Annotated in this window: 19 protein-coding genes, 1 pseudogene and 1 riboswitch; of the genes and pseudogenes, 9 read left to right on the forward strand and 11 right to left on the reverse strand. The window is 71.8% G+C overall.

The window, feature by feature from the left end; genetic code table 11:
* Positions 1-188 precede the first annotated feature (188 nt).
* Positions 189-2,180: a DNA helicase RecQ gene (recQ, locus tag C3488_RS05690; RefSeq protein WP_103838187.1), complete on the forward strand. Its 1,992-nt coding sequence runs from the start codon at positions 189-191 to the stop codon at positions 2,178-2,180.
* 33 nt (positions 2,181-2,213) lie between these two features.
* On the opposite strand, the gene C3488_RS05695 is transcribed toward recQ, so the two are convergent.
* The 7 genes from C3488_RS05695 to fahA all read right to left on the reverse strand — a co-directional run bounded on the left by C3488_RS05695 (position 2,214) and on the right by fahA (position 10,412).
* A complete protein-coding gene (locus tag C3488_RS05695) occupies positions 2,214-4,970 on the reverse strand; it encodes a fumarate reductase/succinate dehydrogenase flavoprotein subunit (RefSeq protein WP_103838188.1) in 2,757 nt (918 codons plus the stop codon).
* Positions 4,971-5,002: 32 nt separating this feature from the next.
* On the reverse strand, positions 5,003-5,770 hold the full coding sequence (locus C3488_RS05700) for an ABC transporter ATP-binding protein (protein WP_103838189.1): 768 nt from the start codon (positions 5,768-5,770) through the stop codon (positions 5,003-5,005).
* Positions 5,754-6,617, reverse strand: a complete 864-nt coding sequence (locus C3488_RS05705) for an ABC transporter permease (RefSeq protein WP_103838190.1) — start codon at positions 6,615-6,617, stop codon at positions 5,754-5,756. The genes C3488_RS05700 and C3488_RS05705 overlap by 17 nt, the downstream gene beginning before the upstream one ends.
* A complete protein-coding gene (locus tag C3488_RS05710; protein WP_103838191.1) occupies positions 6,614-7,957 on the reverse strand; it encodes an ABC transporter substrate-binding protein in 1,344 nt (447 codons plus the stop codon). The genes C3488_RS05705 and C3488_RS05710 overlap by 4 nt, the downstream gene beginning before the upstream one ends.
* A gap of 15 nt (positions 7,958-7,972) precedes the next feature.
* Positions 7,973-8,200 carry a ferredoxin family protein gene (locus tag C3488_RS05715; protein WP_103838192.1) on the reverse strand — a complete coding sequence of 76 codons (228 nt, stop codon included), beginning with the start codon at positions 8,198-8,200 and terminating at the stop codon, positions 7,973-7,975.
* Between the two features lie 52 nt (positions 8,201-8,252).
* Entirely contained in the window at positions 8,253-9,044 is a 792-nt protein-coding gene (locus C3488_RS05720; RefSeq protein ID WP_103838193.1) for a GntR family transcriptional regulator, read from the reverse strand.
* A gap of 147 nt (positions 9,045-9,191) precedes the next feature.
* Entirely contained in the window at positions 9,192-10,412 is a 1,221-nt protein-coding gene (fahA, locus tag C3488_RS05725; protein ID WP_103838194.1) for a fumarylacetoacetase, read from the reverse strand.
* Between the two features lie 254 nt (positions 10,413-10,666).
* Here fahA and C3488_RS05730 point away from each other — a divergent pair, with 254 nt between their 5' ends.
* From C3488_RS05730 to C3488_RS05740, 3 genes are all read left to right on the forward strand, one after another.
* The gene (locus C3488_RS05730) at positions 10,667-11,911 is read left to right on the forward strand and encodes an ATP-grasp domain-containing protein (protein WP_103838195.1); all 1,245 of its coding nucleotides are present in this window, start codon (positions 10,667-10,669) and stop codon (positions 11,909-11,911) included.
* A gap of 74 nt (positions 11,912-11,985) precedes the next feature.
* Positions 11,986-13,188 (forward strand): FAD-dependent oxidoreductase, encoded by a 1,203-nt coding sequence (locus C3488_RS05735; RefSeq protein WP_103838196.1) that lies wholly within the window; start codon positions 11,986-11,988, stop codon positions 13,186-13,188.
* A 215-nt stretch (positions 13,189-13,403) separates the two neighbouring features.
* On the forward strand, positions 13,404-14,216 hold the full coding sequence (locus tag C3488_RS05740; protein WP_103838215.1) for an HAD family hydrolase: 813 nt from the start codon (positions 13,404-13,406) through the stop codon (positions 14,214-14,216).
* Positions 14,217-14,253: 37 nt separating this feature from the next.
* Here C3488_RS05740 and C3488_RS05745 read toward each other — a convergent pair whose 3' ends face one another.
* Positions 14,254-14,769: a transglycosylase SLT domain-containing protein gene (locus C3488_RS05745; RefSeq protein ID WP_374955399.1), complete on the reverse strand. Its 516-nt coding sequence runs from the start codon at positions 14,767-14,769 to the stop codon at positions 14,254-14,256.
* Positions 14,770-14,773: 4 nt separating this feature from the next.
* A riboswitch (cyclic di-AMP (ydaO/yuaA leader) is annotated at positions 14,774-14,938 on the reverse strand.
* A 905-nt stretch (positions 14,939-15,843) separates the two neighbouring features.
* Between C3488_RS05745 and C3488_RS05750 the strand changes: the two genes are divergently transcribed.
* The 4 genes from C3488_RS05750 to C3488_RS05765 all read left to right on the forward strand — a co-directional run bounded on the left by C3488_RS05750 (position 15,844) and on the right by C3488_RS05765 (position 20,304).
* Positions 15,844-16,854, forward strand: a complete 1,011-nt coding sequence (locus tag C3488_RS05750; RefSeq protein WP_103838197.1) for a polyprenyl synthetase family protein — start codon at positions 15,844-15,846, stop codon at positions 16,852-16,854.
* Between the two features lie 313 nt (positions 16,855-17,167).
* Positions 17,168-18,403, forward strand: a complete 1,236-nt coding sequence (locus C3488_RS05755; RefSeq protein ID WP_103838198.1) for a sigma-E factor regulatory protein RseB domain-containing protein — start codon at positions 17,168-17,170, stop codon at positions 18,401-18,403.
* A gap of 40 nt (positions 18,404-18,443) precedes the next feature.
* Positions 18,444-19,442, forward strand: coding sequence for an ABC transporter ATP-binding protein (locus C3488_RS05760; RefSeq protein WP_258053299.1), 999 nt, complete (start codon positions 18,444-18,446; stop codon positions 19,440-19,442).
* Positions 19,429-20,304 carry an ABC transporter permease gene (locus C3488_RS05765; RefSeq protein WP_103838199.1) on the forward strand — a complete coding sequence of 292 codons (876 nt, stop codon included), beginning with the start codon at positions 19,429-19,431 and terminating at the stop codon, positions 20,302-20,304. Before C3488_RS05760 ends, C3488_RS05765 begins: the two co-directional genes overlap by 14 nt.
* 30 nt (positions 20,305-20,334) lie before the next feature.
* Here the strand turns inward: C3488_RS05765 and C3488_RS05770 are convergent, their stop codons facing one another.
* From C3488_RS05770 to C3488_RS05780, 3 genes are all read right to left on the reverse strand, one after another.
* On the reverse strand, positions 20,335-20,928 hold the full coding sequence (locus C3488_RS05770; RefSeq protein WP_103838200.1) for a flavodoxin family protein: 594 nt from the start codon (positions 20,926-20,928) through the stop codon (positions 20,335-20,337).
* A gap of 83 nt (positions 20,929-21,011) precedes the next feature.
* Positions 21,012-21,554 (reverse strand): NUDIX hydrolase, encoded by a 543-nt coding sequence (locus tag C3488_RS05775; protein WP_103838201.1) that lies wholly within the window; start codon positions 21,552-21,554, stop codon positions 21,012-21,014.
* A gap of 2 nt (positions 21,555-21,556) precedes the next feature.
* On the reverse strand, positions 21,557-22,072 hold the full coding sequence (locus C3488_RS05780; protein ID WP_103838202.1) for a DUF6668 family protein: 516 nt from the start codon (positions 22,070-22,072) through the stop codon (positions 21,557-21,559).
* 253 nt (positions 22,073-22,325) lie between these two features.
* Between C3488_RS05780 and C3488_RS05785 the strand changes: the two are divergent.
* Positions 22,326-22,672: pseudogene (locus tag C3488_RS05785) on the forward strand (hypothetical protein); the annotation flags it as partial.

Consider the following 22,672-nt stretch of genomic DNA (forward strand, 5'->3'; position numbering starts at 1 on the left):
CATGGGACGGAGTCTCGCCGGTCCCTTCAGACTATCGACCGGAAACGGGCAGGTCTCCCACGCACGTGTGAACGATGGTCGTGTCCTTGACCGAGGCTGGACAGGGCCCTGTGGATAACTCCGGGACTGTCGGCCGTGGCCCCTATCGTGGACGCAGTGGTCGAAGGACGACCGACGGGGGACGGGCGATGGACGGGACGGCTGTGATGACCGAGGTGGGCGCGCCGGCACTGGACGGCGGGAGCGAGGCGCTGGCCACGCTGCACCGGGTCTTCGGATACGACGCCTTTCGCGGTGAGCAGGAAGCGGTCGTCGAGCACGTGGTGGCCGGCGGCGACGCGGTCGTGCTCATGCCGACCGGCGGCGGCAAGTCGCTGTGCTACCAGATTCCGGCCCTGGTCAGACCCGGTACCGGAGTCGTGGTCTCCCCGCTCATCGCCCTCATGCAGGACCAGGTCGACGCTCTGCGGGCGCTCGGTGTGCGCGCCGGGTTCGTCAACTCCACGCAGGACTTCGACGAGCGGCGTGTGATGGAGGCGCAGTTCCTGGCCGGCGAGCTGGACCTCCTCTACCTGGCGCCGGAGCGGCTGCGTCTGGAGTCCACCCTCGACCTGCTCTCCCGCGGCAAGATCTCGGTCTTCGCCATCGACGAGGCGCACTGCGTCTCCCAGTGGGGCCACGACTTCCGCCCCGACTATCTGGCGCTGTCGCTGCTCGGCGAGCGGTGGCCGGACGTCCCGCGGATCGCGCTCACGGCGACGGCCACCCGGGCGACGCACCAGGAGATCACCCAGCGGCTGAACATGCCGGGGGCCCGCCATTTCGTGGCCAGCTTCGACCGGCCCAACATCCAGTACCGGATCGTGCCGAAGGCCGACCCCAAGAAGCAGTTGCTGGCGTTCCTGCGCGAGGAGCACGCGGGCGACGCGGGCATCGTCTACTGCCTCTCGCGGAACTCGGTGGAGAAGACGGCGGAGTTCCTGACCCGCAACGGCGTCGAGGCGGTGCCGTACCACGCGGGCCTGGACGCGGGCACTCGCGCGGCGCACCAGTCCCGGTTCCTGCGCGAGGAGGGCCTGGTGGTGGTCGCGACGATCGCCTTCGGGATGGGCATCGACAAGCCGGACGTGCGGTTCGTCGCGCACCTGGACCTGCCGAAGTCGGTCGAGGGCTACTACCAGGAGACGGGCCGTGCGGGCCGCGACGGACTGCCCTCCACGGCCTGGATGGCGTACGGGCTGAACGACGTCATACAGCAGCGCAAGCTCATCCAGTCCGGGGAGGGCGACGAGGCGTTCCGCCGCCGGGCCCAGGCGCACCTGGACGCGATGCTGGCGCTGTGCGAGACCGCGCAGTGCCGCCGTGGCCAGCTGCTCGCCTACTTCGGCCAGGACCCGGAGCCGAGCGGGTGCCGCAACTGCGACACCTGTCTGGAGCCGCCGGAGACCTGGGACGGGACGATCGCGGCTCAGAAGGTGCTGTCCACGGTGTGGCGGCTGCACCGGGAGCGGCGGCAGAAGTTCGGCGCGGTACAGATCATCGACATCCTGCTGGGGCGGCGCACGGCCAAGGTCATCCAGTTCGACCACGACCAGCTGTCCGTCTTCGGCATCGGCGAGGAGCTGACCGAGGGCGAATGGCGCGGTGTCATCCGGCAGTTGCTGGCGCAGGGGCTGCTCGCGGTCGAGGGCGAGTACGGGACGCTGGTGCTGACCGAGGCCAGCGGTCCGGTGCTGCGGCGGGAGCGCGAGGTGCCGCTGCGCAAGGAGCCGAAGAAGCCGACGGCGGCTCCCCGAGCGTCGTCGCCGTCCGCCCGGTCCGACCGCAAGCCGAAGGCGGCCGCAGCCGAGCTGCCCTCTCACCTGGCCCCCGCGTTCGAGGCGCTGCGCGCCTGGCGTGCCGAACAGGCCAGGGAGCAGGGCGTCCCGGCGTACGTCATCTTCCACGACGCCACGCTGCGGGAGATCGCCACCGTCTGGCCCGCCTCGGTGGCCGAGCTCGGCGGTATCAGCGGAATCGGCGAGAAGAAGCTGGCCACCTACGGGGAGGGCGTGCTCGGCGTGCTCGCCTCGCTGGGGGAGGCCCCGAACGCGCCGCAGGCCGCGGCGACGAGCGACGAACCGGAGCCGGATGACTGGCCTGAGCCGGACGACGAGCCGGAACCGCACGACTGGATATGAGCCGTCCGGCCATGAGCCGCCCCCCGGCCGGGCTCACAGCGCACGTGCCGCGTACGCCCTGACGTCCGCGTCCGAGTCCGCGGTGGCCGTGGCGAGGGCCGCGCGGGCGTCGTGCGCGTCGCTGTGCCGGGTCAGCGCCAGGACGGCTGCCTTCCGGACGTCCGCATTGGGATCGGCCAGGGCCTTGGCGAGGGCGGGGACCGCCACCTCGAGGTCGGCGGCGGCGAGCGCGGCGGCGGCACCGGCGCGGACTTGCCAGGCAGAGTCGGACAGGGCGGCCGTGGCGCGGTCGGCGAGTGGTGGCGGGCAGCCGACGGCGGCGAGTGCGCCGTAGGCGGCCGCACGGACCAGCGCGTCGGGGTCGCCGGTGAGGTCGGCGAGTGCGGACAGGACCCCGTCCGCTCCGGCGGTCGCCCCGCCATCGGGGTCTGCCCGGCCCACCGTGCCGAGGGCCTTGGCGAGCGCCACGCGGACCTCGCGGGACGGGTCGGTGGTCGCCGCGCGCACCAGCGGTGCGACCGCGTCGACGGAGACGAGCGCGCGCACGGCCTCGATACGGACCGTCGTGTCGGAGTCGGCGAGAGCCTCCGCGAACAGATCGGCGTCGCCCAGCCGCAGCGCCCGCAGGACGTCCAGCGCGGCGGCGCGGACGACGGGGTCGGGCTCGGACAGGGCAGCGGCGAGGCGGTCGCGGAGGGCCGGCTCGGGTGGCAGCGTCTCCACGAGTTCGCGCAGGGAGGCGGCCGCGGCGGCGCGCACGTCGGCGTCCGTGTCGCTGAGCAGGGCCGCGAGTGCCGGGCCGGTGCCGTGCGGCAGGGTCTCGGTCAGCACCGTGACGGCGGTGCGGCGGACGGAGGGGTCGGGATCGTCCAAGTAGGGCCGCAGCGCGGTGAGTTCGGGTTGCTCCTCCGCCAGGGCGAGGAGTTCCAGCAGGCGGGGTGACGTCGGCGCGTCATGGCCGGTGACGGGGCGGACGGCCGCGTCGCCCGCCGTGGGCCGACCCCGCACCGCGGTGGGCGCCACCTCCCGTGCCCCGGCCGTCGCCACCTGCTCCGGACGCACCTCGCCGAGCGCCCGGGAGGCACCGCCCACAGGGGCGAAGCCCTCCACCGGAACCAGATAGGGAGCCACGGGACGTGCCGTGAACTCCATCGCGCCAGAGGGGGACTTGTGCAGATCGAGATGGTGGAACCAGGACGCGTCGTCGCGTTCCGGATGGTCGAGGCGGTCGTGGTAGAGGCCCCAGCGGGACTCCGTGCGGGCCAGGGAGGCGCGGGCCGCCATCTCCGCGCAGTCGCGGATGAAGGTCACCTCCGCGCAACGCATCAGCTCGTGCGGCGTCCGGGCGCCCATGGAGGCGATGTCGGCGCGCATCCGCTCGAACGCCTCCAGCGCCAGGGACAGCCGGGCGCCGGCCTTCGGCGGGGCCACGTAGTCGTTCACGAAGCGGCGCAGCTTGTACTCGACCTGGGGCTGCGGCGGGCCGTCCGGGTTGCGCAGCGGGCGGTAGATCAGCTCGTGTGCCTCACGGAGCTGGTCCTGCGGCAACGCGCCCTCGTAGGCCTGGTACTGCGCGGCGTCCTCACCGGCCAGCTCGCCGAACACGAACGCGCCGATCATGTAGTTGTGCGGCACACAGGCCAGGTCGCCGGCGGCGTACAGGCGGGGGACCGTCGTCCGGGCGTGGTCGTCGACGCGGACGCCCGAGGCCGAGTGGCCGCCGCACAGGCCGATCTCCGAGATGTGCATCTCCACGTCGTGGGTGCGGTAGTCGTGGCCGCGGCCCGCGTGGAAGGTGCCGCGCGTCGGGCGTTCCGTCGAGTGCAGGATCGACTCCAGCGCCGAGATCGACTCCTCCGGAAGATGGCTCAGCTTGAGGTACACCGGGCCCCGGTCCGAGGCCACCTCCTCCGCGAACTCCGCCATCATCTGCCCCGACCAGTAGTCGGAGTCGACGAAGCGTTCGCCGTGCCGGTTGACCTGGTAGCCGCCGAAGGGGTTGGCGACGTAGGCGCAGGCCGGGCCGTTGTAGTCCTTGATCAGCGGGTTGATCTGGAAGCACTCGATGCCGGTCAGCTCGGCGCCCGCGTGGTAGGCCATCGCGTAGCCGTCGCCGGCGTTCGTCGGGTTCTCGTAGGTGCCGTACAGGTAGCCGGAGGCGGGCAGACCGAGGCGGCCGCAGGCGCCCGTCGCCAGGATCACCGCGCCCGCGCGGACCACCACGAACCGGCCCGTACGGGTGTGGAAGCCCGCCGCGCCCACGGCCCGGCCCCCGGACGTCAGCACCCTGACCGGCATCACGCGGTTCTCGATCCGGATCCGTTCCCGCATCTCGCGCCGCCGCAGCTGCCGGTACAGGACCTTCTTGACGTCCTTGCCCTCGGGCATCGGCAGGACGTAGGAGCCGGACCGGTGCACCTGGCGGACCGCGTACTCGCCGTGCTCGTCCTTCTCGAACTTCACCCCGTACGACTCCAGGCGCCTCACCATGGCGAAGCCGCGGGTCGCGGTCTGCCGGACGGTGGACTGGTCGACGATGCCGTCGTTGGCGCGGGTGATCTCGGCGACGTAGTCGTCGGGCTCGGCGCGGCCCGGGATGACCGCGTTGTTGACGCCGTCCATTCCCATGGCGAGCGCGCCGGAGTGCCGGACGTGCGCCTTCTCCAGCAGCAGCACGTCCGCGCCGCGCTCGGCGGCCGTCAGCGCCGCCATGGTGCCGGCCGTGCCGCCGCCGATCACGAGCACGTCGCAGGAGAGTTCTTCCGCATCGGTGAGGGCGGGGATCTCCATGGGGGTGTCCACCAGGGTTGCCTTTCCCGTGTTCAGGAACCGAGTGAGGTGAGGACGTCGCGGCGCAGGGCACGCCGGGCCGCATCGTCGTGCGCGGTACGGTCGCGCGGGCGCGGTACGTCCCGTACGGCGAGGAGCCGGCCCCTGCCGAGCAGCGCCACGCGGTCGCCCAGGTTCAGGGCCTCGTCCACGTCGTGGGTGACGAAGACGACGGTCGCGCCCGTGCCGCGCAGCACCTCCACCAGCAGGTCCTGCATGCCGGCGCGGGTCTGGGCGTCGAGGGCGCCGAAGGGTTCGTCCATCAGGACGGCGCGCGGGTCGGCCGCGAGGGCGCGCGCCAGTTGTGCGCGCTGGCGCTGCCCCCCGGAGACGCGGTGGGGCAGGTGCCGTGCCTGGTCGGCCAGTCGGACCCGGTCCAGCCAGGCCTCGGCCTGGGTACGGCGTTGGGCACGCGGTACGCCCTTGATGGCCAGCGGCAGTTCGATGTTCGCCCGCAGGGTGCGCCAGGGGAGCAGGGCGTCCTCCTGGAAGACCAGCGCACGGTCGGCGGCGGGACCGTTCAGGGGGCGGCCGTCCTGTTCCACCGTCCCGGCCAGCGTGGGCAGGAGTCCGGCCAGCGTCCGCAGCAGGGTCGACTTGCCGCACCCGGAGGGGCCGACGACGGTGAGGATCTCTCCGGAGGCGATGTCCAGGTCGACGCCCTCCACGGCGGGCGCGCCCGGGCGGCCGAGCGCGGCTGCCCGCAGGGTGAGCCGGGCACCGGTCCGGGACGCTGTCCGGACGTCAGACGAGCTGGTCATCGGGTACCTCCCGCACGGGCTCGGGGCTGCTCGGGACGGGAGCGGGGGCGGTGCCTCGCACCCGGGGGACGCGGTCCGCGGCGGCGTACGACGTCCGGGGCAGCCAGCGCGTCAGACGGCGGCCCAGCAGTTCCACCGCTGTGGACGTCACCCAGCCCAGTACGCCGATGGTGACCATGCCGACGAAGACGCCCGGGTAGTCGACGACCGTGTAGTCCTGCCAGGTGCGGTAGCCGACGCCGTACTGCCCGGAGATCATTTCGGCGGAGATCACACAGATCCACGACACGCCGATCCCGACCGACAGACCGCCGAAGATGCCGGGCAGCGCGCCCGGCAGGACCACCGACCCGAGGACCCGCCACCGGCCGCCGCCCATGGTCCGCACCGCCTCCTCCCACACGGGGGTCAGCGCGCGGACCGCGTGCCGGGTGGAGACCAGCACGGGGAAGAAGGCCGCCGTGCAGGTGATGAACACGATGCCCTGCTCGTTGTTGGGGAAGAGGAGGATGGCCACGGGGACCAGCGCGATCGCCGGGATCGGGCGGACCACCTCCAGCAGCGGGCCGAGCAGGTCCTCGGCGAGGCGGGAGCGGGCCACGAGCACGCCGGTGGCCACACCCAGGACCGCCGCCAGCAGGAAACCGGTGAGGATACGGGTCAGGCTGTCGGCCAGATCCGTCCAGTAGTCACCGCCGGAAAGCCGGTCGGCGAACGCGCGGGCCACCTCGGTGACGGTGGGGAACTGCGAGAAACGCAGCCACACGTCGATCTTCAGGCTGGTCAGCAGCTGCCACAGGCCGAGGGCGGCGGCCAGGGACGCCACCCGCAGCGCGTACCGGCTCACGACGCCCGTCCCAGCGCGTCGGCGTACGTGACGGCACGTGCCCCCGGGTGCGCGCCGATGTACGCCTGCGCGGTGGCCGGTGCGACGAAGGGGAGCAGACGGCTGCCGTCCGCCACCCACACCGCCTTGTCGGCGAACCACAGGGTGCCGGTGGTGGCGTCGGGCACGTACGCGGCCCGGATGTCCGAGCGGTGCTGCGCCACGTACTTCAGCAGCTCATCGGGGGCCTTGAAGGTCCGTGTGGTCTCCGCGCCCTTGGACCACACCTCGCTCGCGGCCGGCGGAGGAGTCGCGGCGAGATCCTTCGTGTACGTCGAGCCGAGTGCCTTCTTCGCGTACTGGTCGTCGACGAAGGAGTCCACGTCGATGTCGCCGGTCAGCTTGGCGGACTTCAGGATCGACACGTCCTGCTTCAGCGCGGACACCAACTGCGGCTTGACGGCCGGGTCGAAGGTGGAGATGCCGTGGGCGCCGTTGTAGAGGTAGACGACCTCGGCGGGCAGGCCGGTGGCCTTGGCGACCTTCTCGGCCGCGGTCACGGGGTGGGCGTTCAGGTAGTCGGTCGCCTCCGCCTGCGCCTTCAGGAAGGCCCCGAGGACGGCCGGGCGCTGCTGGGCGAAGTCCGCGCGCGCGGTGACGCCGTGGAACGTCGGCAGGTTCAGCTGCGCACCGTCGTACAACGCCTTCGCCTTGCCCTGGTAGGCGAGCAGGCCCGGCCAGGCCACGAACTGGCTCAGCGCGTCCGCGCTGCCCGCCGCGAGCGCCGAGGCGCCCACCGCGGGCTGCTGGTTGAGCTTCTCGATGCCCTTGTCCGGGTCGATCCCGGCGCGCTGCAGGGCTCGTACGAGGGTGCCGTCCGCGGCGGAGCCGACGCTCGTGGAGACCTTCCTGCCCTTCAGGTCCCGCAGGGAGGAGAGCTTCGAATCCGGTGCGGTGACGATGGTGTTGAGGCCGCCGCGCAGGTTGTAGCCGGTGACGGAGACCAGGTGGGTGGGGCGGCCCAGCTGCCTTCCACGGGCCGCGTTGATGAGGAGCGGGAAGTCGCCCATGGAGCCGATGTCGATCTTCCCGGCGGTCATCTGGGCGGTGATGGGGGCTCCGGTCGCGTAGTCCTGCCAGACGACCTTGTAGGTGTGGCCGTCGTGCAGGGCGCCCAGCTGCTGCTCGAAGTAGCCCAGGGAGCGCAGAAGGGTGCCCGCCGTGACGGTGTTGATGGTCTTGGACTGGTAGCCGACGGTGACGGTGATCGTGGAGCCGGTGCCCGCCCGCGCGCTCGCGCCGCACGCGGCGAGCGGGAGGAGGAGGGCGACCGTGGCGAGGGAGACTGCCGTGCGTTTCATGGGAGTTCGGGCCTCTCAGCGGAGCAGGTAGGGCATGTTGACCGTGACCGCTCCGGTGGGACAGCGGGCCGCGCACGGTCCGCAGTACCAGCACTCGTCGACGTGCATGTACGCCTTGCCGGTGCTCTCGTCGATGGCGAGGGAGTCCAGCGGGCACATGTCCACGCACAGGGTGCAGCCGTCGATGCACTTCGACTCGTCGATGGTCACGGGCACGTCGGCCCGCTGGGGCGCCAAGGGCATGGCTGTCTCCAGGAAGGTGCCCGGACAGGGCGGAAGGGGGGGCGAACAGGGGTTACAGGGACCGGTGCAGCAGACCGCTCATGGTGATGCGGTCGCCGCGGAAGCGGATGAACTCCAGGTCGACGGGCCGGCCGTCGGCGAGGTGGGTGAGGCGTTCCAGCATCAGTACGGCGGCACCGCGGGGGGCCTGGAGCACGGCGGAGGAGTGGGCGTCCGCGTTCACGGCTTCCAGGGTGATCTCGGCGTGGCCGAGGCGTTGGCCGGTGGTGGCTTCCAGGAGGCGGAAGACGTCGGTGTTCTCCAGGTCGGCGTCGAGGAGGGCGGTGCCGATGTCGAGCAGGATGTAGGTCAGGTCCAGGGAGAGGGGGAGGCCGTTCAATCTGCGCAGGCGTTCGATGTAGAGGACGTCGGCGCCGGGTTGGACGTGCAGGCGCTCCGCCACGGGGGCGGGTGCGGGAGCGGGGCCCAGAGTGCGGACCTCGTTGGTGACGCGGCCGTGTTCGTGCAGGGTTTCCGCCAGGCCCATCAGCCGGTCCAGTCCATGAGGGTACTTGCGGGCGGCGACGATCGTGCCGACTCCCGGCAGCCGGTCCACCAGGCCCTCGGCGCGGAGGAGGTCGAGGGCCTGGCGGACGGTGTTGCGGGAGGCGCCGTAGTCGGTGCCGAGGGTGGTTTCGTGCGGGAGCGTGCCGTCCGGGAAGCCGCCGGTGAGGATCTGGTGGCGGAGGAGATCGGCAAGCTGCCTGGCCTGGTCCGCACGCAGCCGACGACGCGTGCGGTGGGCGGCGACGGTGGTCGCGGCGCCCTGACCGGCGTGGTCTCGGATGCGGTCGGTGGGTGGCATGTTCTGAACCATACCGAGGCGGTAGGGAAAGCTGTGTTGCCGCATTGTTGCGCCATGTGCCGGGGCGTCACGTATGCCGCTGACCTGGGGTTTCGCTGGGCGATGGGGCAAGATCTGCCACTGCCGGGTGAGCGGGCGAGGCGGTGGCTACGACAGGGTGGTCGGCACCACCCGCCCCGTCACCTCCCCGAGACCCACCCGCGTCCCACCCGGGCCCGGCGCCCACGCGGTCAGTGTCACCACGTCCCCGTCCTCCAGGAACGTCCGTTTCCCGTCCGGAAGTTCGAGAGGGTCCCGACCGTTCCACGTCAGCTCCAGCAGTGAGCCGCGTTCGCGCTCCGTCGGGCCGCTCACCGTGCCGGAGCCGTAGAGGTCGCCGGTGCGCAGGGACGCGCCGTTCACCGTCATGTGCGCCAGCTGCTGGGCCGCCGTCCAGTACATGGTGGAGAACGGCGGCTCGGAGACGACATGGCCGTTGATCGCGACGGAGATGCGCAGGTCGTAGCCCCCCGGTTCCTCCTGTGAGTCGTCCAGGTACGGCAGCAGCGGATGCGTGCGCTCGGGCGGGGCCACCCGCGCCTCCTCCAGCGCGTCCAGCGGGGTGATCCACGCCGAGACGGACGTGGCGAACGACTTGCCGAGGAACGGCCCGAGCGGCACGTACTCCCAGGCCTGGATGTCCCGCGCCGACCAGTCGTTGAGCAGGCAGAGCCCGAACACGTGGTCGCGGAAGGCCGTGAGCGGCACCGGCCGCCCCAGCCGCGACGGCGCGCCCACCACGAAGCCCACCTCCGCCTCGATGTCCAGACGGACCGAGGGCCCGAACACCGGTGCCGGGTCGGCGGGCGCCTTGCGCTGTCCCGACGGCCGCACGACATCCGTGCCCGACACCACCACCGTGCCGGACCGGCCGTGGTAGCCGATCGGCAGATGCTTCCAGTTGGGGGTCAGGGAGTCCGCCGCGTCCGGGCGGAAGATCTGCCCGACGTTTCGGGCGTGGTTCTCGGAGGCGTAGAAGTCGACGTAGTCCGCGACCTCGAAGGGCAGGTGCAGCGTCACCTCGGAGAGCGGGTGCAGCAGCGGCTCCACGGTCTCCCGGTGCGCGGGCACCGTCACCCACGCCGTCAGCGCCCGCCGCACATCCGACCAGGTGGTGCGGCCCGCGGCCAGCAGCGGGTTCAGGGACGGACGCGCCAGCAGGGAGGCGTACGGGGAGCCGAGCGCCGTGGCCGCCGTGCCCGCATCGAGCACGTGGTCGCCCAGGCGGACGCCGACGCGCCGCTCGTCGGAACCGGCGGGGGAGAAGACGCCGTAGGGGAGGTTGTGCGGACCGAAGGGGTCGCCCTCGGGGACGTCGAAGGGGGGCATGGGATGCTGCCTCGCTTTCGTGCACTTCGGGTGTGCCGTGCATGGGGGTGCGTTCCAGTGCGTTCCATGTGGTCGCCGCACACGTTACGGGTGAGTCATCTGTCTTGGGCAGTGTCTAAAGAGTTTGCAATGTCCGTATTGGTCTTGTCGGAGGGGGTAATTCCGGCTTAGCGTCCTTTGGGGGACACGGACGGGGTGGGTCCGGTCCGTAGGGGGGACGCGTGGGGGGACCCGTGGCCAGGAGCACCGGCGGTGTGCCGTTCGACGCGGACCGCGACGTGCCGGGGCTCATCGTGAAGTTCGGCGACTATCCGCTGCACCACGGCGGGGTCGGCGCGATCCGCAGCCTGGGCCGGCTCGGCATACCGATGTATGCGATCACGGAGGACCGCTACACGCCGGCCGCGGCCTCCCGCTATCTGCGGCGCGCCTTCGTGTGGCCGACCACCGGGACCGAGGAACCGGAGCGGCTCGTGGAGGGCCTGCTGCGCGTCGGGCGCCGTATCGGCCGGCCGACGGTCCTCGTTCCGACCGACGAGGAGGCAGCGGTCCTGATCGCGGAGCACCAGGACGCCCTCGCCGGGCACTTCCTGTTCCCGAAGGTGGACGGGGGACTCCCGCGCCGCCTCGCCAGCAAGCAGGGCCTGCACGAACTGTGCGTGGAACACGGCATCCCCAGCCCCCGGGCCGCCTTCCCGCAGTCCTACGACGACATCCAGCGCTTCGCCGACAAGGCGCGCTTCCCGCTCGTGGCGAAGAATCGCGAGGCGTTCGTGCGTCGCGAACGGCCCGCGGTGGGCGGCACCACGAAGATCGCCACCCGGGAGGGGCTGCTCAGGCTCGCGCGCGACTGGGGCGAGCGGCCGGGCGTGATCCTCCAGGAGTACCTGCCCCGTGAGCAGGCCGAGGACTGGATCGTGCACGCCTATTTCGACCAGGACTCCACCCCGCTCGCCCTGTTCACCGGCGTCAAGGTGCGCTCCTGGCCGCCCCACGCGGGCATGACGGCGAACGCGTACGTCGTCGACAACCCGGAACTCGCCGATCTCGCCGCACGTTTCATCAAACAGATCGGCTTCACCGGCATCGTCGACCTCGACCTGCGCTTCGACCGGCGCGACGAACAGTACAAACTGCTCGACTTCAATCCGCGCATGGGCGCCCAGTTCCGGCTGTTCGAGAACGAGTCGGGGGTGGACGTCGTCCGCGCCATGCACCTGGACCTGACCGGCCGCACCGTACCGGAGGGGGAACAGCGCGCGGGCCACCGGTACATCGTGGAGAACATCGACCTGCCCGCCCTGCTCGCCTACCGCCGCAGCGGCTACACGACACCGCACGCACCGGCCCGGGCGAGCGGTACGGAACTGGCCTGGTTCGCGGGCGACGACCCACTGCCGTTCGTCACGATGCTCGCGCGCTTCGTGCGGCCGGGCGCGAAGCACCTTTATCAGCTGTGGCGGACCAACCGCCGCGGCAGCACGACCCGTACGTCGTAGGCGTACGACCGGTACGTCGCAGGCGTACCCGCTCCACCACGAAGTAGGCACATGGCGTCCTGGGGAGGGACTTCGTGATTCAACCGGTAGCAGTCATCGGTGCCGGGCCTTTCGGCCTGTCCACCGCCGCCCATCTGCGCGGGCGCGGTATCCCGGTCCGCGTCTTCGGCGAGCCCATGGTCAGCTGGCGTGACAGCATGCCCGCGGGCATGCTCCTGAAGTCCACTCCGGCCGCCTCGAACATCGACGCGCCCCAGCGCGGCCACACCCTGGCCGACTACTGTGACGCGGCGGGCATCCAGCGGCTGGTGACGGACGAGGACATCATCCCGGTCGAGACGTTCATCGCGTACGGGGAGTGGTTCCAGCAGAAGCTGGTGCCCGAGCTGGAGCGGGTCCGTGTGGTCTCCGTGGACCGCCGCAAGGGCGGTGGCTTCGATCTCAAGCTGGACTCGGGCGAGTCGTTCACCGCTCGGGCGGTCGTGGTGGCGACCGGCCTGTCGGGCCTCGCCCACCTCCCGCCGGAGCTGGCCGCCGCGGCAGCCGACGGCCCCACGCCCACCGGCCCGGTCTCGCACAGCTCCCAGCACCATGACCTCAGCAGGTTCTCCGGCAAGGAGCTGCTGGTCGTCGGCGCCGGCCAGTCGGCGCTGGAGACGGCGGCGCTTGCGGCCGAGGCGGGCGCACGGGTGCGCGTGGTGGCGCGCGGGCAGGGCAGGGTCGCTTTCGGCGCACCCCCGTGGGACCAGCCGAAGCTGCGCCCCGAGTCGCCCTTCGGCCGTGCCTGGTCCCTGTGGGCGCTGAGCTACTACCCCCACCCGTACCGCTTCCTGCCCGCCCAGACCCGCCACTACCTGGTGCGCCGTGTCCTCGGCCCGCTCGGCGCGTGGTGGCTGCGAGACCGCTTCCAGGAGAACGTGCAGGTGCGTGAGGTCGTCGGCATCCTCGGTGCGTCTGTGGCGGACGGCAGCCCGGCCCTGACGGTCCGGACCCACACGGGCCGCACGGAGGAGATGACCGCGGACCACGTCATCGCCGCGACCGGCTACCGCGTGGACATCTCCGCGATGGGCTTCCTGGGACATGAGCTGCGTACGCGCCTGGCGGTGAGCCGGGGCACCCCGAGGCTCGGCGCGGGCTATGTGTCCTCGGTCCCCGGCCTGTACTTCACGGGCCTGCCGGCGGCGGCCTCCTACGGACCGGTGATGCGGTTCGTCTGTGGCACGGAGTTCGCCTCGCCTCGCCTGGCCAAGCACCTGGCGACGGCCCACGGCTGACCCCGGCCGGCCAACGGACCACCGCGTGGCCCTTCCCCCTCGGAAGGGCCACGGTCGTCGGGCCGGATGCCGACCGGTGCCCGGCAGGGCGCATGGGGGTCGGCCGTGGGACAGCGCCGGGTCGGCCGCGGGTCATCGGCCGGTTCACGACGGGTGGCCGGACGTCGGCTGGTTCGCGGTGAGTCGTGGGGGTGTTCCATCCGTATTCTCTGATCATGGCCGCACCCCTCGCATATTCACTCATCGCCACTGACCTGGACGGGACGCTGCTGCGCGGTGACGACACGCTCTCCGACCGGTCGAGGGACGCGCTGGCGCGGGCCACCGCGGCCGGCGCGCGGCACCTCGTGGTGACGGGGCGTCCGGCCCCCAGGGTGCGGCCGCTGCTCGACGACCTGGGCGGCAGGGGGCTCGCGGTGTGCGGTCAGGGCGCGCAGGTGTACGACGCCGGCGCGGACCGGTTGCTGTCTTCCGTCACCCTCGACCGGGAGTTGGCCGAGACCGCGCTCGGCAAGATCGAGGCCGAGGTGGGGCAGGTGTACGCGGCCGTAGACCAGGACGGCGTGGACGGGCTCACGCTCATCGAACCCGGATACCGGATGCCGCACCCCACGCTGCCCGCGGTGCGGGTCCAACGGCGCGACGACCTGTGGTGCGCGCCCATCAGCAAGGTGCTGCTGCGCCATCACGCCCTGACCGACGACGAGTTGGCGACGGCGGCGCGTGGCGCGGTCGGTTCGCTGGCGACGGTCACCATGTCCGGGCCCGGCACGGTCGAACTCCAGCCATGCGGCATCACCAAGGCGACGGGGCTCGCGCTCGCCGCCGAGTACCTGGGCCTGGGGCCGTCCCAGACCATCGCGTTCGGCGACATGCCGAACGACATCCCGATGTTCGACTGGGCCGCGCACGGCGTCGCCATGGCGAACGCCCACCCCGAACTCAAGGCGGTCGCCGACGAGATCACGAAGTCGAACGAGGACGACGGCATCGCCGTCGTCCTCGAACGACTCTTCAGGGGCCGCTAGCCCTCGGCTTCAGCCTCGGCACGCACGGCGCACGACGTCAGTACGCGCTGTGGACGTTGTCGATGGAGCCGTACCGGTGGGCGGCGTAGTTGCACGCGGCCGTGATGTTCGCCACCGGGTCGTAGATGTTCCAGGACGTGCCCGGCACGTGGTACGCGCGGAAGGTCGGGTCGATGACCTGGAGGAGGCCCTTGGACGGGATGCCCATCCGGGCGTTGGAGTCCCAGAGGTTGATGGCGGACGGGTTGCCGGACGACTCACGCATCACGTTGCGGTAGATGCCGTAGTAGGAGCCGGGGATCCCGTGCTGCCGCATGACGACCAGCGACTGGCGGATCCAGCTGTCGAGGTTTCCGGCGCGCGTCGTCACGGTCTTGGCGGCGGCGGTCGTGGTCGTCGCGGAGGTGGGGGTCGCGGCGGAAGCGCTGGTCGCGCCCAGGACCGGAAGGGCCAGAACGGCGGCACCCGTCCCCGCGACAGCGAGGGCACGGGTGAGGCGCGCGGCCTTGGAGCGGCGGTCCCGACGGCGTGCGGGCAGGGCGAAAGCGGGCATGTCGTAGTCCTCTCCGGCGCCTGCGAGGTGAGCTGTCGGGTTCGGGCTGGGAGGTGCCCGGCCGTGTCCTCGGTGTCGAGGAATCGGCTTCACCCCAAGCCGTTCCGGCGCTGTGTCCGGTCCGGCGACTTACCTGGGTCCCCCGCTCCTGCCGTGGTGGTCAATGGATCGCGGGCGGCGGCAGGATTCGGCGGTCCGTCCGGATCGATTGGGAAGGTATGCGAGAGCACATGTCGGGAACAAGCCTGGAAGTCACACTCCGAGGTAAATGACGTTGAAAGGCGGGAATAAGGGATGTGATCCATTTTGTTGAACAGGGTTCAACTTGGCAGAGGCAAAGGGGAAGTTGGGATTCCGCATGCTTCACGCCCCGCCCTGCGGTGCGTGAGCTAATTCACTCGCCTCCTCCTTGATCGTCATCCCTAATTCGGGACCCTCAAGCGGCAATTCGGACAAAAGGCTCGGGCGTCGCCTTCCAGTGGCGGGTTTTGGGAGGGCGAATTAGAGCAATTCGGACATCATTCGGGTCTGTGTGAATCCCCGTCTCCGGGTCGGAGATGTGGCCGACGTCACTCGTCATGCCCTGCAGATCTGTACGCGCGCGCGGCCCGGGATTTCGGGCGTCCCTGTCGGGGCCGGGTGTGGCCCGGCCGGGTGATGGTGTCGAGTGGGGCCGCCGGGGGCCGTGTGGCCCCTGCGGAGGCCTTCGGGGCGCCGGGCTGCCCCGGGGCCGGGACGCGAGGGGGTGTTTCCGGGGCCGGGATGCGAGGGGGTGTTTCCGGGGTCGGTGCGCGTCGCCGGCCACCGGGAGGGGCAGCTTTCCGCTATGTCGCTCCCAACCCGCTCCTATCACCTGATCAAGAACATGCCTCTCGCGATCCGATACGGCCCGGCCTGGAACAGCGGGCACTCGTGGTGATCGAAACCTGACCGGATACGCTGACTTGAGTGATGGCGGCGACAGATCGACAAACTCGGTGAGCCGAGTCGTCCTGACGACGTCATCGATCAAGTGACCGACCTCGATACCGACCGTGTGATCGTCAGCAGACGTCAGCAGACAGGAGACCTCACGTGACCGTCGTCGGGCCGTTCGGGCTGAGCGTGCGGGACCAGGCTCTGGAAGCCGATGTCCAGGCCGGATTGGCCGCTGTCGAGGAGGGGCTGCTCGACGCCACGAAGAGCGAGGTGCCCTTCATCACCGAGGCCGCGCAGCACCTGGTGCGCGCGGGCGGGAAGCGGTTCCGGCCGCTGCTCGTCATGCTCGCGGCACAGTTCGGCGACCCGTACGCGCCGGGGGTCGTCCCCTCGGCCGTGGTCGTGGAGCTCACCCACCTCGCCACGCTGTACCACGACGACGTGATGGACGAGGCCGAGGTGCGGCGCGGGGTGGCCAGCGCGAACAGCCGCTGGGGCAACTCGGTGGCGGTCCTCACCGGCGACTTCCTGTTCGCCCGCGCGTCCCACATCCTGGCCGACCTCGGCCCGGAGGCGGTCCGTATCCAGGCGGAGGCGTTCGAGCGGCTCGTCACCGGCCAGATCCTGGAGACGGCGGGCCCGCGGGACGGCCGTGACCCGGTGGACCACTACCTCGACGTCCTCTCCGGCAAGACGGGCTCCCTGGTGGCGGTGGCGTGCCGCTTCGGCGCGATGATGTCGGGCGCCGACGAGACGGTCGTGGACGTGCTGACGCAGTACGGCGAGCGTCTCGGCGTGGCGTTCCAGCTGGCCGACGACGTCCTGGACATCGCCTCCGACTCCCACGAGTCCGGCAAGACGCCGGGGACGGACCTGCGCGAGGGCATCGCGACCCTCCCGGTCCTGCGCCTGCGCGAGCGCGCCCAGCGGCACGGGCTGCCGGAGGACGTCGCCCTGTGCGAGCTGCTGGACTCCGACCTCACGGACGACGCCCGCCACGCCGACGCCCTCGCCCGCCTCAGGGTCCACCCCGCTCTCGAGCAGGCCCGCCGCGACGCCGTCCGCTACGCGCAGGACGCCCGCTCGGCCCTGGCCCCGCTGCCGGACTGCGGCGCGAAGGCGGCCCTGACGGAGATGTGCGACGCGGTGGTGCACCGGGCAGGGTGACGCGCCACGCGCCCCTGAGCCCCGCGCCTTACGTGTGCCACGTCACACGCTTTCCGGTGTGCCCTGACGACCCCTACGGGTGGGACGCCGTGCCCCGCCCTTCATGTCATACCCCAGACGTACGCGGAGTTGGCCCCGCGGTCTGACGCTTCCCTCCCGGTGATTTGGTCATATGGAGAGGACCACCTCACAGGAGTCCGGGTGAAAATGGCGGCGCAGGGGGTGGGCGCACCTCCCTGCTCGAGCGAAGTCGAGAGCTCGGGGGAGAGTGCACAGACAGCAGGCCGCCGCCGACGACGGAGGTAAGGCACACATGGCACCGTACGAATCCGACGACAGCACACCCGCCGGGGAGGTCGAGGACGTACGCGACGGGCGGCGCAGGGCCGCGCGGTACGTCGTCCCGGTCACGGTCGTGGGCGTGGCGGCGGCGACCATCGGGCTCGTCCCGGCGTTCGCCGGTTCCGGGGACCCCGACCTGCCGAAGATCAGCGCGCAGCAGCTCATCGAGAAGATCGCCAAGTCGGACGTCCAGCAGATGTCCGGCACGGTGACGATCAGCACGGACCTGGGCCTGCCCGACCTGGGCGGCCTCCAGGACAGCCTGGCCTCGGGCGCGCTCTCCCAGGGCGAGAAGGGCAAGGGCGACTCGGCCGCCGACCCGAGTTCCAAGCTGCTGGAGCTGGCCTCCGGGACCCACACCGTGCGGGTCGCCGCCGACGGCCAGGACAAGCAGAAGCTCTCGCTCATCGAGAAGGCCGCCGAGTACAGCGTCATCCGCAACGGCGACCAGGTGTGGGCGTACGACAGCGCCTCCAACCAGGCGTACCACGCGACCGGCGCGGGCGAGCACAAGAGCGGCGAGGCGGCGCCGAAGGACGTGCCCGCCACCCCCAGGGACTTCGCCGATCAGGCCCTGAAGGCGGCCGACAAGACCACCTCCGTGACGGTCGACGGCACGGCCCAGGTCGCGGGCCGGGACGCCTACAAGCTGGTCATCCGGCCGAAGCAGTCGGGTACGACGGTCGGCGCGATCAGCATCGCGGTGGACGCCAGGACCGGGCTGCCGCTGAAGTTCACGCTGACCCCGGCGAAGGGCGGCGCGGCGGTGCTGGACGTGGGCTTCACCCAGGTCTCGTTCGCCAAGCCGGCCGCGTCGACGTTCGACTTCACGCCGCCCAAGGGCACGAAGGTCACCCAGGGCGACGACCTGAAGGCCGGGCACGAGGAGGCCGGGCGCGGGGCGCGGCACAAGGACACCGGGGGAACGCCCTGGGGCAGCTCGTCGAAGACCATCGGCGAGGGCTGGAACGCGATCTACGTGTTCGACACCGGCGGCAAGGGCGGCGTGCCGTCCGGATCGCCGTCCGGCGAGGGCGCGGCCTCCGGCTTCCTGAACTCGCTCGGCGACCACGTCACCGGCAAGTTCGGCTCGGGCACGGTCTTCTCCACCCGCCTGGTCAATGCCCTGATCACGGACAACGGCAAGGTGTACGCGGGCGCGGTCACCAAGGACGCGCTGGTGAAGGCGGCGAACGCGGGGAAGTGACCCCCGTACGGCGTACGGACGAAGGGGAGCAGGAGAGCCCATGGAGGAACTGCCCGCCGTGGAAGCGGAGTCGAAGGACTCACCGGTGCGGGCGGCGAGCGACCCTCACGCCCCGGTCATCGCCACCCGCGCCCTCACCAAGCGCTACCGCGGCGGGCAGCTCGCCGTGGACGGGCTCGATCTGACCGTCCCGGCGGGCAGTGTCTTCGGCTTCCTCGGGCCGAACGGCTCCGGCAAGACCACCACCATCCGCATGCTGATGGGGCTGATCGAGCCCACCTCGGGCTCGGCGCGCGTGCTGGGGCAGCCCATGCCCCGGGCCACGCGCGCCGTGCTCCCGCACGTGGGCGCCCTCATCGAGGGCCCGGCGCTCTACGGCTTCCTCTCCGGCCGGGACAACCTCCTGCGCTACGACGCCGCCGATCCGACCGCCGACCCGCGCACCCGGCGGACGCGTGTCGCGGCCGCCCTGGACCGGGTCGGGCTCACCGCCGCCGCGGGCAAGAAGGCGAAGGCGTACTCCCTGGGGATGAAGCAGCGCCTCGGTCTCGCCGCCGCCCTGCTCCAGCCCCGCAGGCTCCTCGTCCTGGACGAGCCGACCAACGGCCTCGACCCGCAGGGCATGCGGGAGATCCGCGCCCTGGTCAGGGAACTGGCCTCCGACGGGACGACCGTCTTCCTCTCCTCCCACCTGCTGGACGAGATCGAGCAGGTCTGCACGCACGCGGCGGTGATGGCGCAGGGCCGGCTGATCGCGCAGGGCGCGGTCGGAGACCTGGTGGCCGGGGCGCGCGGACGTCTCGTCGTGACCACCCCGGACGTCACCGAAGCGGCACGCGTCCTGAAGGAACAGGGCGTGGCCGATGTGGCGGTGGAGGAGAACCGGGTGACGGCCGAGCCGCCGGAGGGGGAACTTTCCGATGTGAACACCGCGTTGGTCACGGCGGGAGTCCGTGTACGCGGCTTCGGCGTCGAACGTGCCTCCCTGGAGGACGCGTTCGTGGCGCTGACGGGGGAGGGGTTCGATGTCGCAGGCTGAGCCGGCCGGCGTGCTGCGCCGGACGAGCCCGCTGTGGACCTTCGGGCTGCTGCGCAGCGAACTGGTGACCACGTTCCGGCGCTGGCGCACGCTCGCCCTGCTGGCCGTGCTCGCCGCCGTGCCGATCCTGGTCGGGATCGCCGTGAAGATCGAGACGAGCGACGCCTCCGGCGGCCGGGGCGGGGGCGGTGGCCCCGCGTTCATCACGCAGATCACCAACAACGGCCTGTTTTTGGTGTTCACCGCGCTCGCCGCGACGCTCCCGTTCTTCCTGCCGATGGCGATCGGCGTCATCGCGGGCGACGCGATCGCGGGCGAGGCGAACTCCGGCACCCTGCGCTACCTGCTGGTCGCCCCCGCGGGCCGTACCCGCCTGTTGCTCACCAAGTACGCCACGACGATCGCCTTCTGCCTGATCGCCACGCTCGTCGTGGCCGTCTCGGCGCTCGCGGTGGGCGCCCTGCTCTTCCCGCTGGGCGACCTGACGACGATCTCCGGTACGCGCATCAGCTTCGCCGAAGGACTCGGCAGGGCCCTGCTGATCGCGCTGGTCGTCGCCGCGTCCCTGACCGGGGTGGCGGCCCTCGGACTGTTCATCTCCACGCTCACGGGCAGCGGCATCGCGGCGATGGCGACGACGGTGGGGCTGCTCATCACGGTCCAGATCATGGACCAGATACCGCAGTTGCACGCGCTCCAGCCGTACTTCTTCTCGCACTACTGGCTGTCCTTCGCGGACCTGATGCGCGACCCGGTCTACTGGCACGACCTGATACGCAACCTGGGCCTGCAGGCCCTGTACGCGGCGGTCTTCGGCTCGGCGGCGTGGGCGCGGTTCACGGCGAAGGACATCACGGCGTAGGCGGCCGGCGCGACGTCGGCGCGTGTGCGGCTACGCGGTGCGCGCCGCCTCGTACGGGAAGCGGGCGAGCGGCGGCTCCTGCGCGAAGAAGGTCTTCGCGTGCGTCAGCGCCCGAGCGTCGTCGAGGACGTCGCCCGGCCTGCTGCCGTTGCCGAGCAGGACCCCGCCGAAACGCATGCCCATGTAGGCGGCCGAGTTGTTGAGCGTGCCGACCAGCGGATCGGCGACCGACGGCTCCCGGTCGGCGAGGACGGTGACTCCCCACAGGGTGCGCCCGGCCATGGTCGCCTTGAAGTCCAGGCCGGGGGTGCGCAGCCACGCGGACCAGTGGTCGAGGTAGCGCTTGGTGGAGGAGGACACGGAGTACCAGTACAGCGGGGAGACGATCACGATGTCGGTGGCGGCCAGGGTCGCGTCCAGGAGCAGCGCGAGGTCGCCCTCCTCGGGCCGCGAGTGGTCGGCGTCGTGCCGTAGGTCCTCGAAGTCGGGGAGCGGATGCCGGTCGAGCGAGATCCACTGCTGCTCGACGTCGCCGGGCAACTGCTCGGCGGCCCGGCGCGCGAGCAACTCGGTGTTGCCGTCGGTGCGGGCGCTGCCGAGGACGAAGAGGAAGCGGCGGGGCATGGGGACCTCCTGCACGGGGTACTGGACGGACGACCTATGCGCTTACATTAAATGCATGTGCATAAACTGTCCATCCTCCCCGGTCAGCCGCCCCGGCCGGGCCCGAGGTCGAGCAGCAGGGCCATCACGCCCACCAGCGTGGCGCTGCTGACGATCTCACCGCGTTCGATCATCGCCCGTACCTCCGGCAGCGGGATCCACTCCAGGCGGTCGGACTCGTTGCGCTCGGTCGGCTCGCCGACGCGCGTGGCGTCGTCCGTGCGGAACACGAAGTGCCGGGAGTCGGTGACACCGGCCGCGGGCTGGGCGCACATCAGCGGCCGCAGCGGGCCCGGGCGCCATCCGGTCTCCTCCTCGAGTTCGCGCCCTGCCGCCGCGGCGGGCTCCTCGCCGTCCTCGACGAGGCCCATGGGCAGCTCCCAGGCCCATGTGTCGGTGACGAAGCGGTGCCGCCACATCATGAGCACGCGCTGTTCGCGGTCGACGGCCGCTACGACGGCGACGTCCCGCAGCCGGACCACGTGGTACTCGCAGCGTGTCCCGTCGGGCTGTTCGACGTCGAGCGCCCGCAGCCGCACCCAGGGTGTCTCGTACAGCGCCCGCTCGCCGTGCACGGTCCAGCGCATGCTCAGCGCACCCCCGATCCGACCAGGCGGGCCAGTCGGTCGCACTCGCGGGGTGGCCGGCCGCCCAGGTCGCCGGTGCGCCAGGCGGGCACCCAGGGCACACGGTGGACGCCGATCATCGACTCGATCGCCTTGGCGCGCTGGGCGAGCGGGCGCGGCAGCCGGCCCGGCGCGTCCGCGACCAGGACGACGGCGTCCAGGGCGAGGCCGGGTGGGGCCGCACCGCGCCGGAAGACGTCGAGGGACTGGAGGACGGCCCCCAGGCCGGTCGCGTGGGTGCGGGCGACCAGCAGCACCGAGGAGGGTTCGTCGTGCTCGGGACGGGGCCAGCCGCGGCCCGCGTCGAAGCCGCCGAAGACGGTGGCGAGCGTCGAGGTGCCGGCGCCGCCGTGGGTGGCCACCCAGGCGAACCGGCGTGGGCTCGCGCTGCCGTAGGACGGCGGTCGCGCCCCGTCGACCACCGGCCCGCGGACCCAGATCTCGGGCCCGCCGGGCCCCTGCCGCGCGATCCCCTGCATCGCCTCTCCTCGCTCGCTCCTCGCCCCTCGATCTTCACCCGCGGTGCGCGGGTCCGGTACCGGACCCCAGGTCCTGGGACGAGGCTGTGACGCGGCGGTGACGCGGGGACGAGCACGGGGGCGGGAGACTCGAAGGGGTGTGCCGTCCGTCCCCGCGCCCAGCGCCGGGGACGGAGACGAGGGGAGCCGACGCCGAATGGAGGCGGAGGACATCGGCGCCTTTCCCCGACCGACCGACCCGAGTGAGGGAACGATGTCTCGACTCAGCCGCGGACAGAAGCGGGGCCGCTCCTTCGCGGAGGCCGCATCCGACGGGGATACGGGGTCCGGGGTGACGCCGATCGAGGTCCGGGTGCCGTCGGGGGCACGCGACGGGGTGCCGGGCGCGGGGGCGACGGTGGGCGGGATGCCGGTGGCCGCGGGACCCGGGGAGCCGCTCCAGCAGGCCGTCCTGGACCACCTCCACCGCCTGGCCCGCGCCACGGGCCACCCGGTCCTGGCCTCGGTGCACGACGAACGGATCGGCTATGTCGTACCGATCCGGGTGCACGTCGACGGCTCCAGCGAGTTCGCGGGGGAGCCGGTCCGGAGGGGGACGGC

It is taken from the genome of Streptomyces sp. Ru72, assembly GCF_002920635.1.
Classification (GTDB): Bacteria; Actinomycetota; Actinomycetes; order Streptomycetales; family Streptomycetaceae; genus Streptomyces.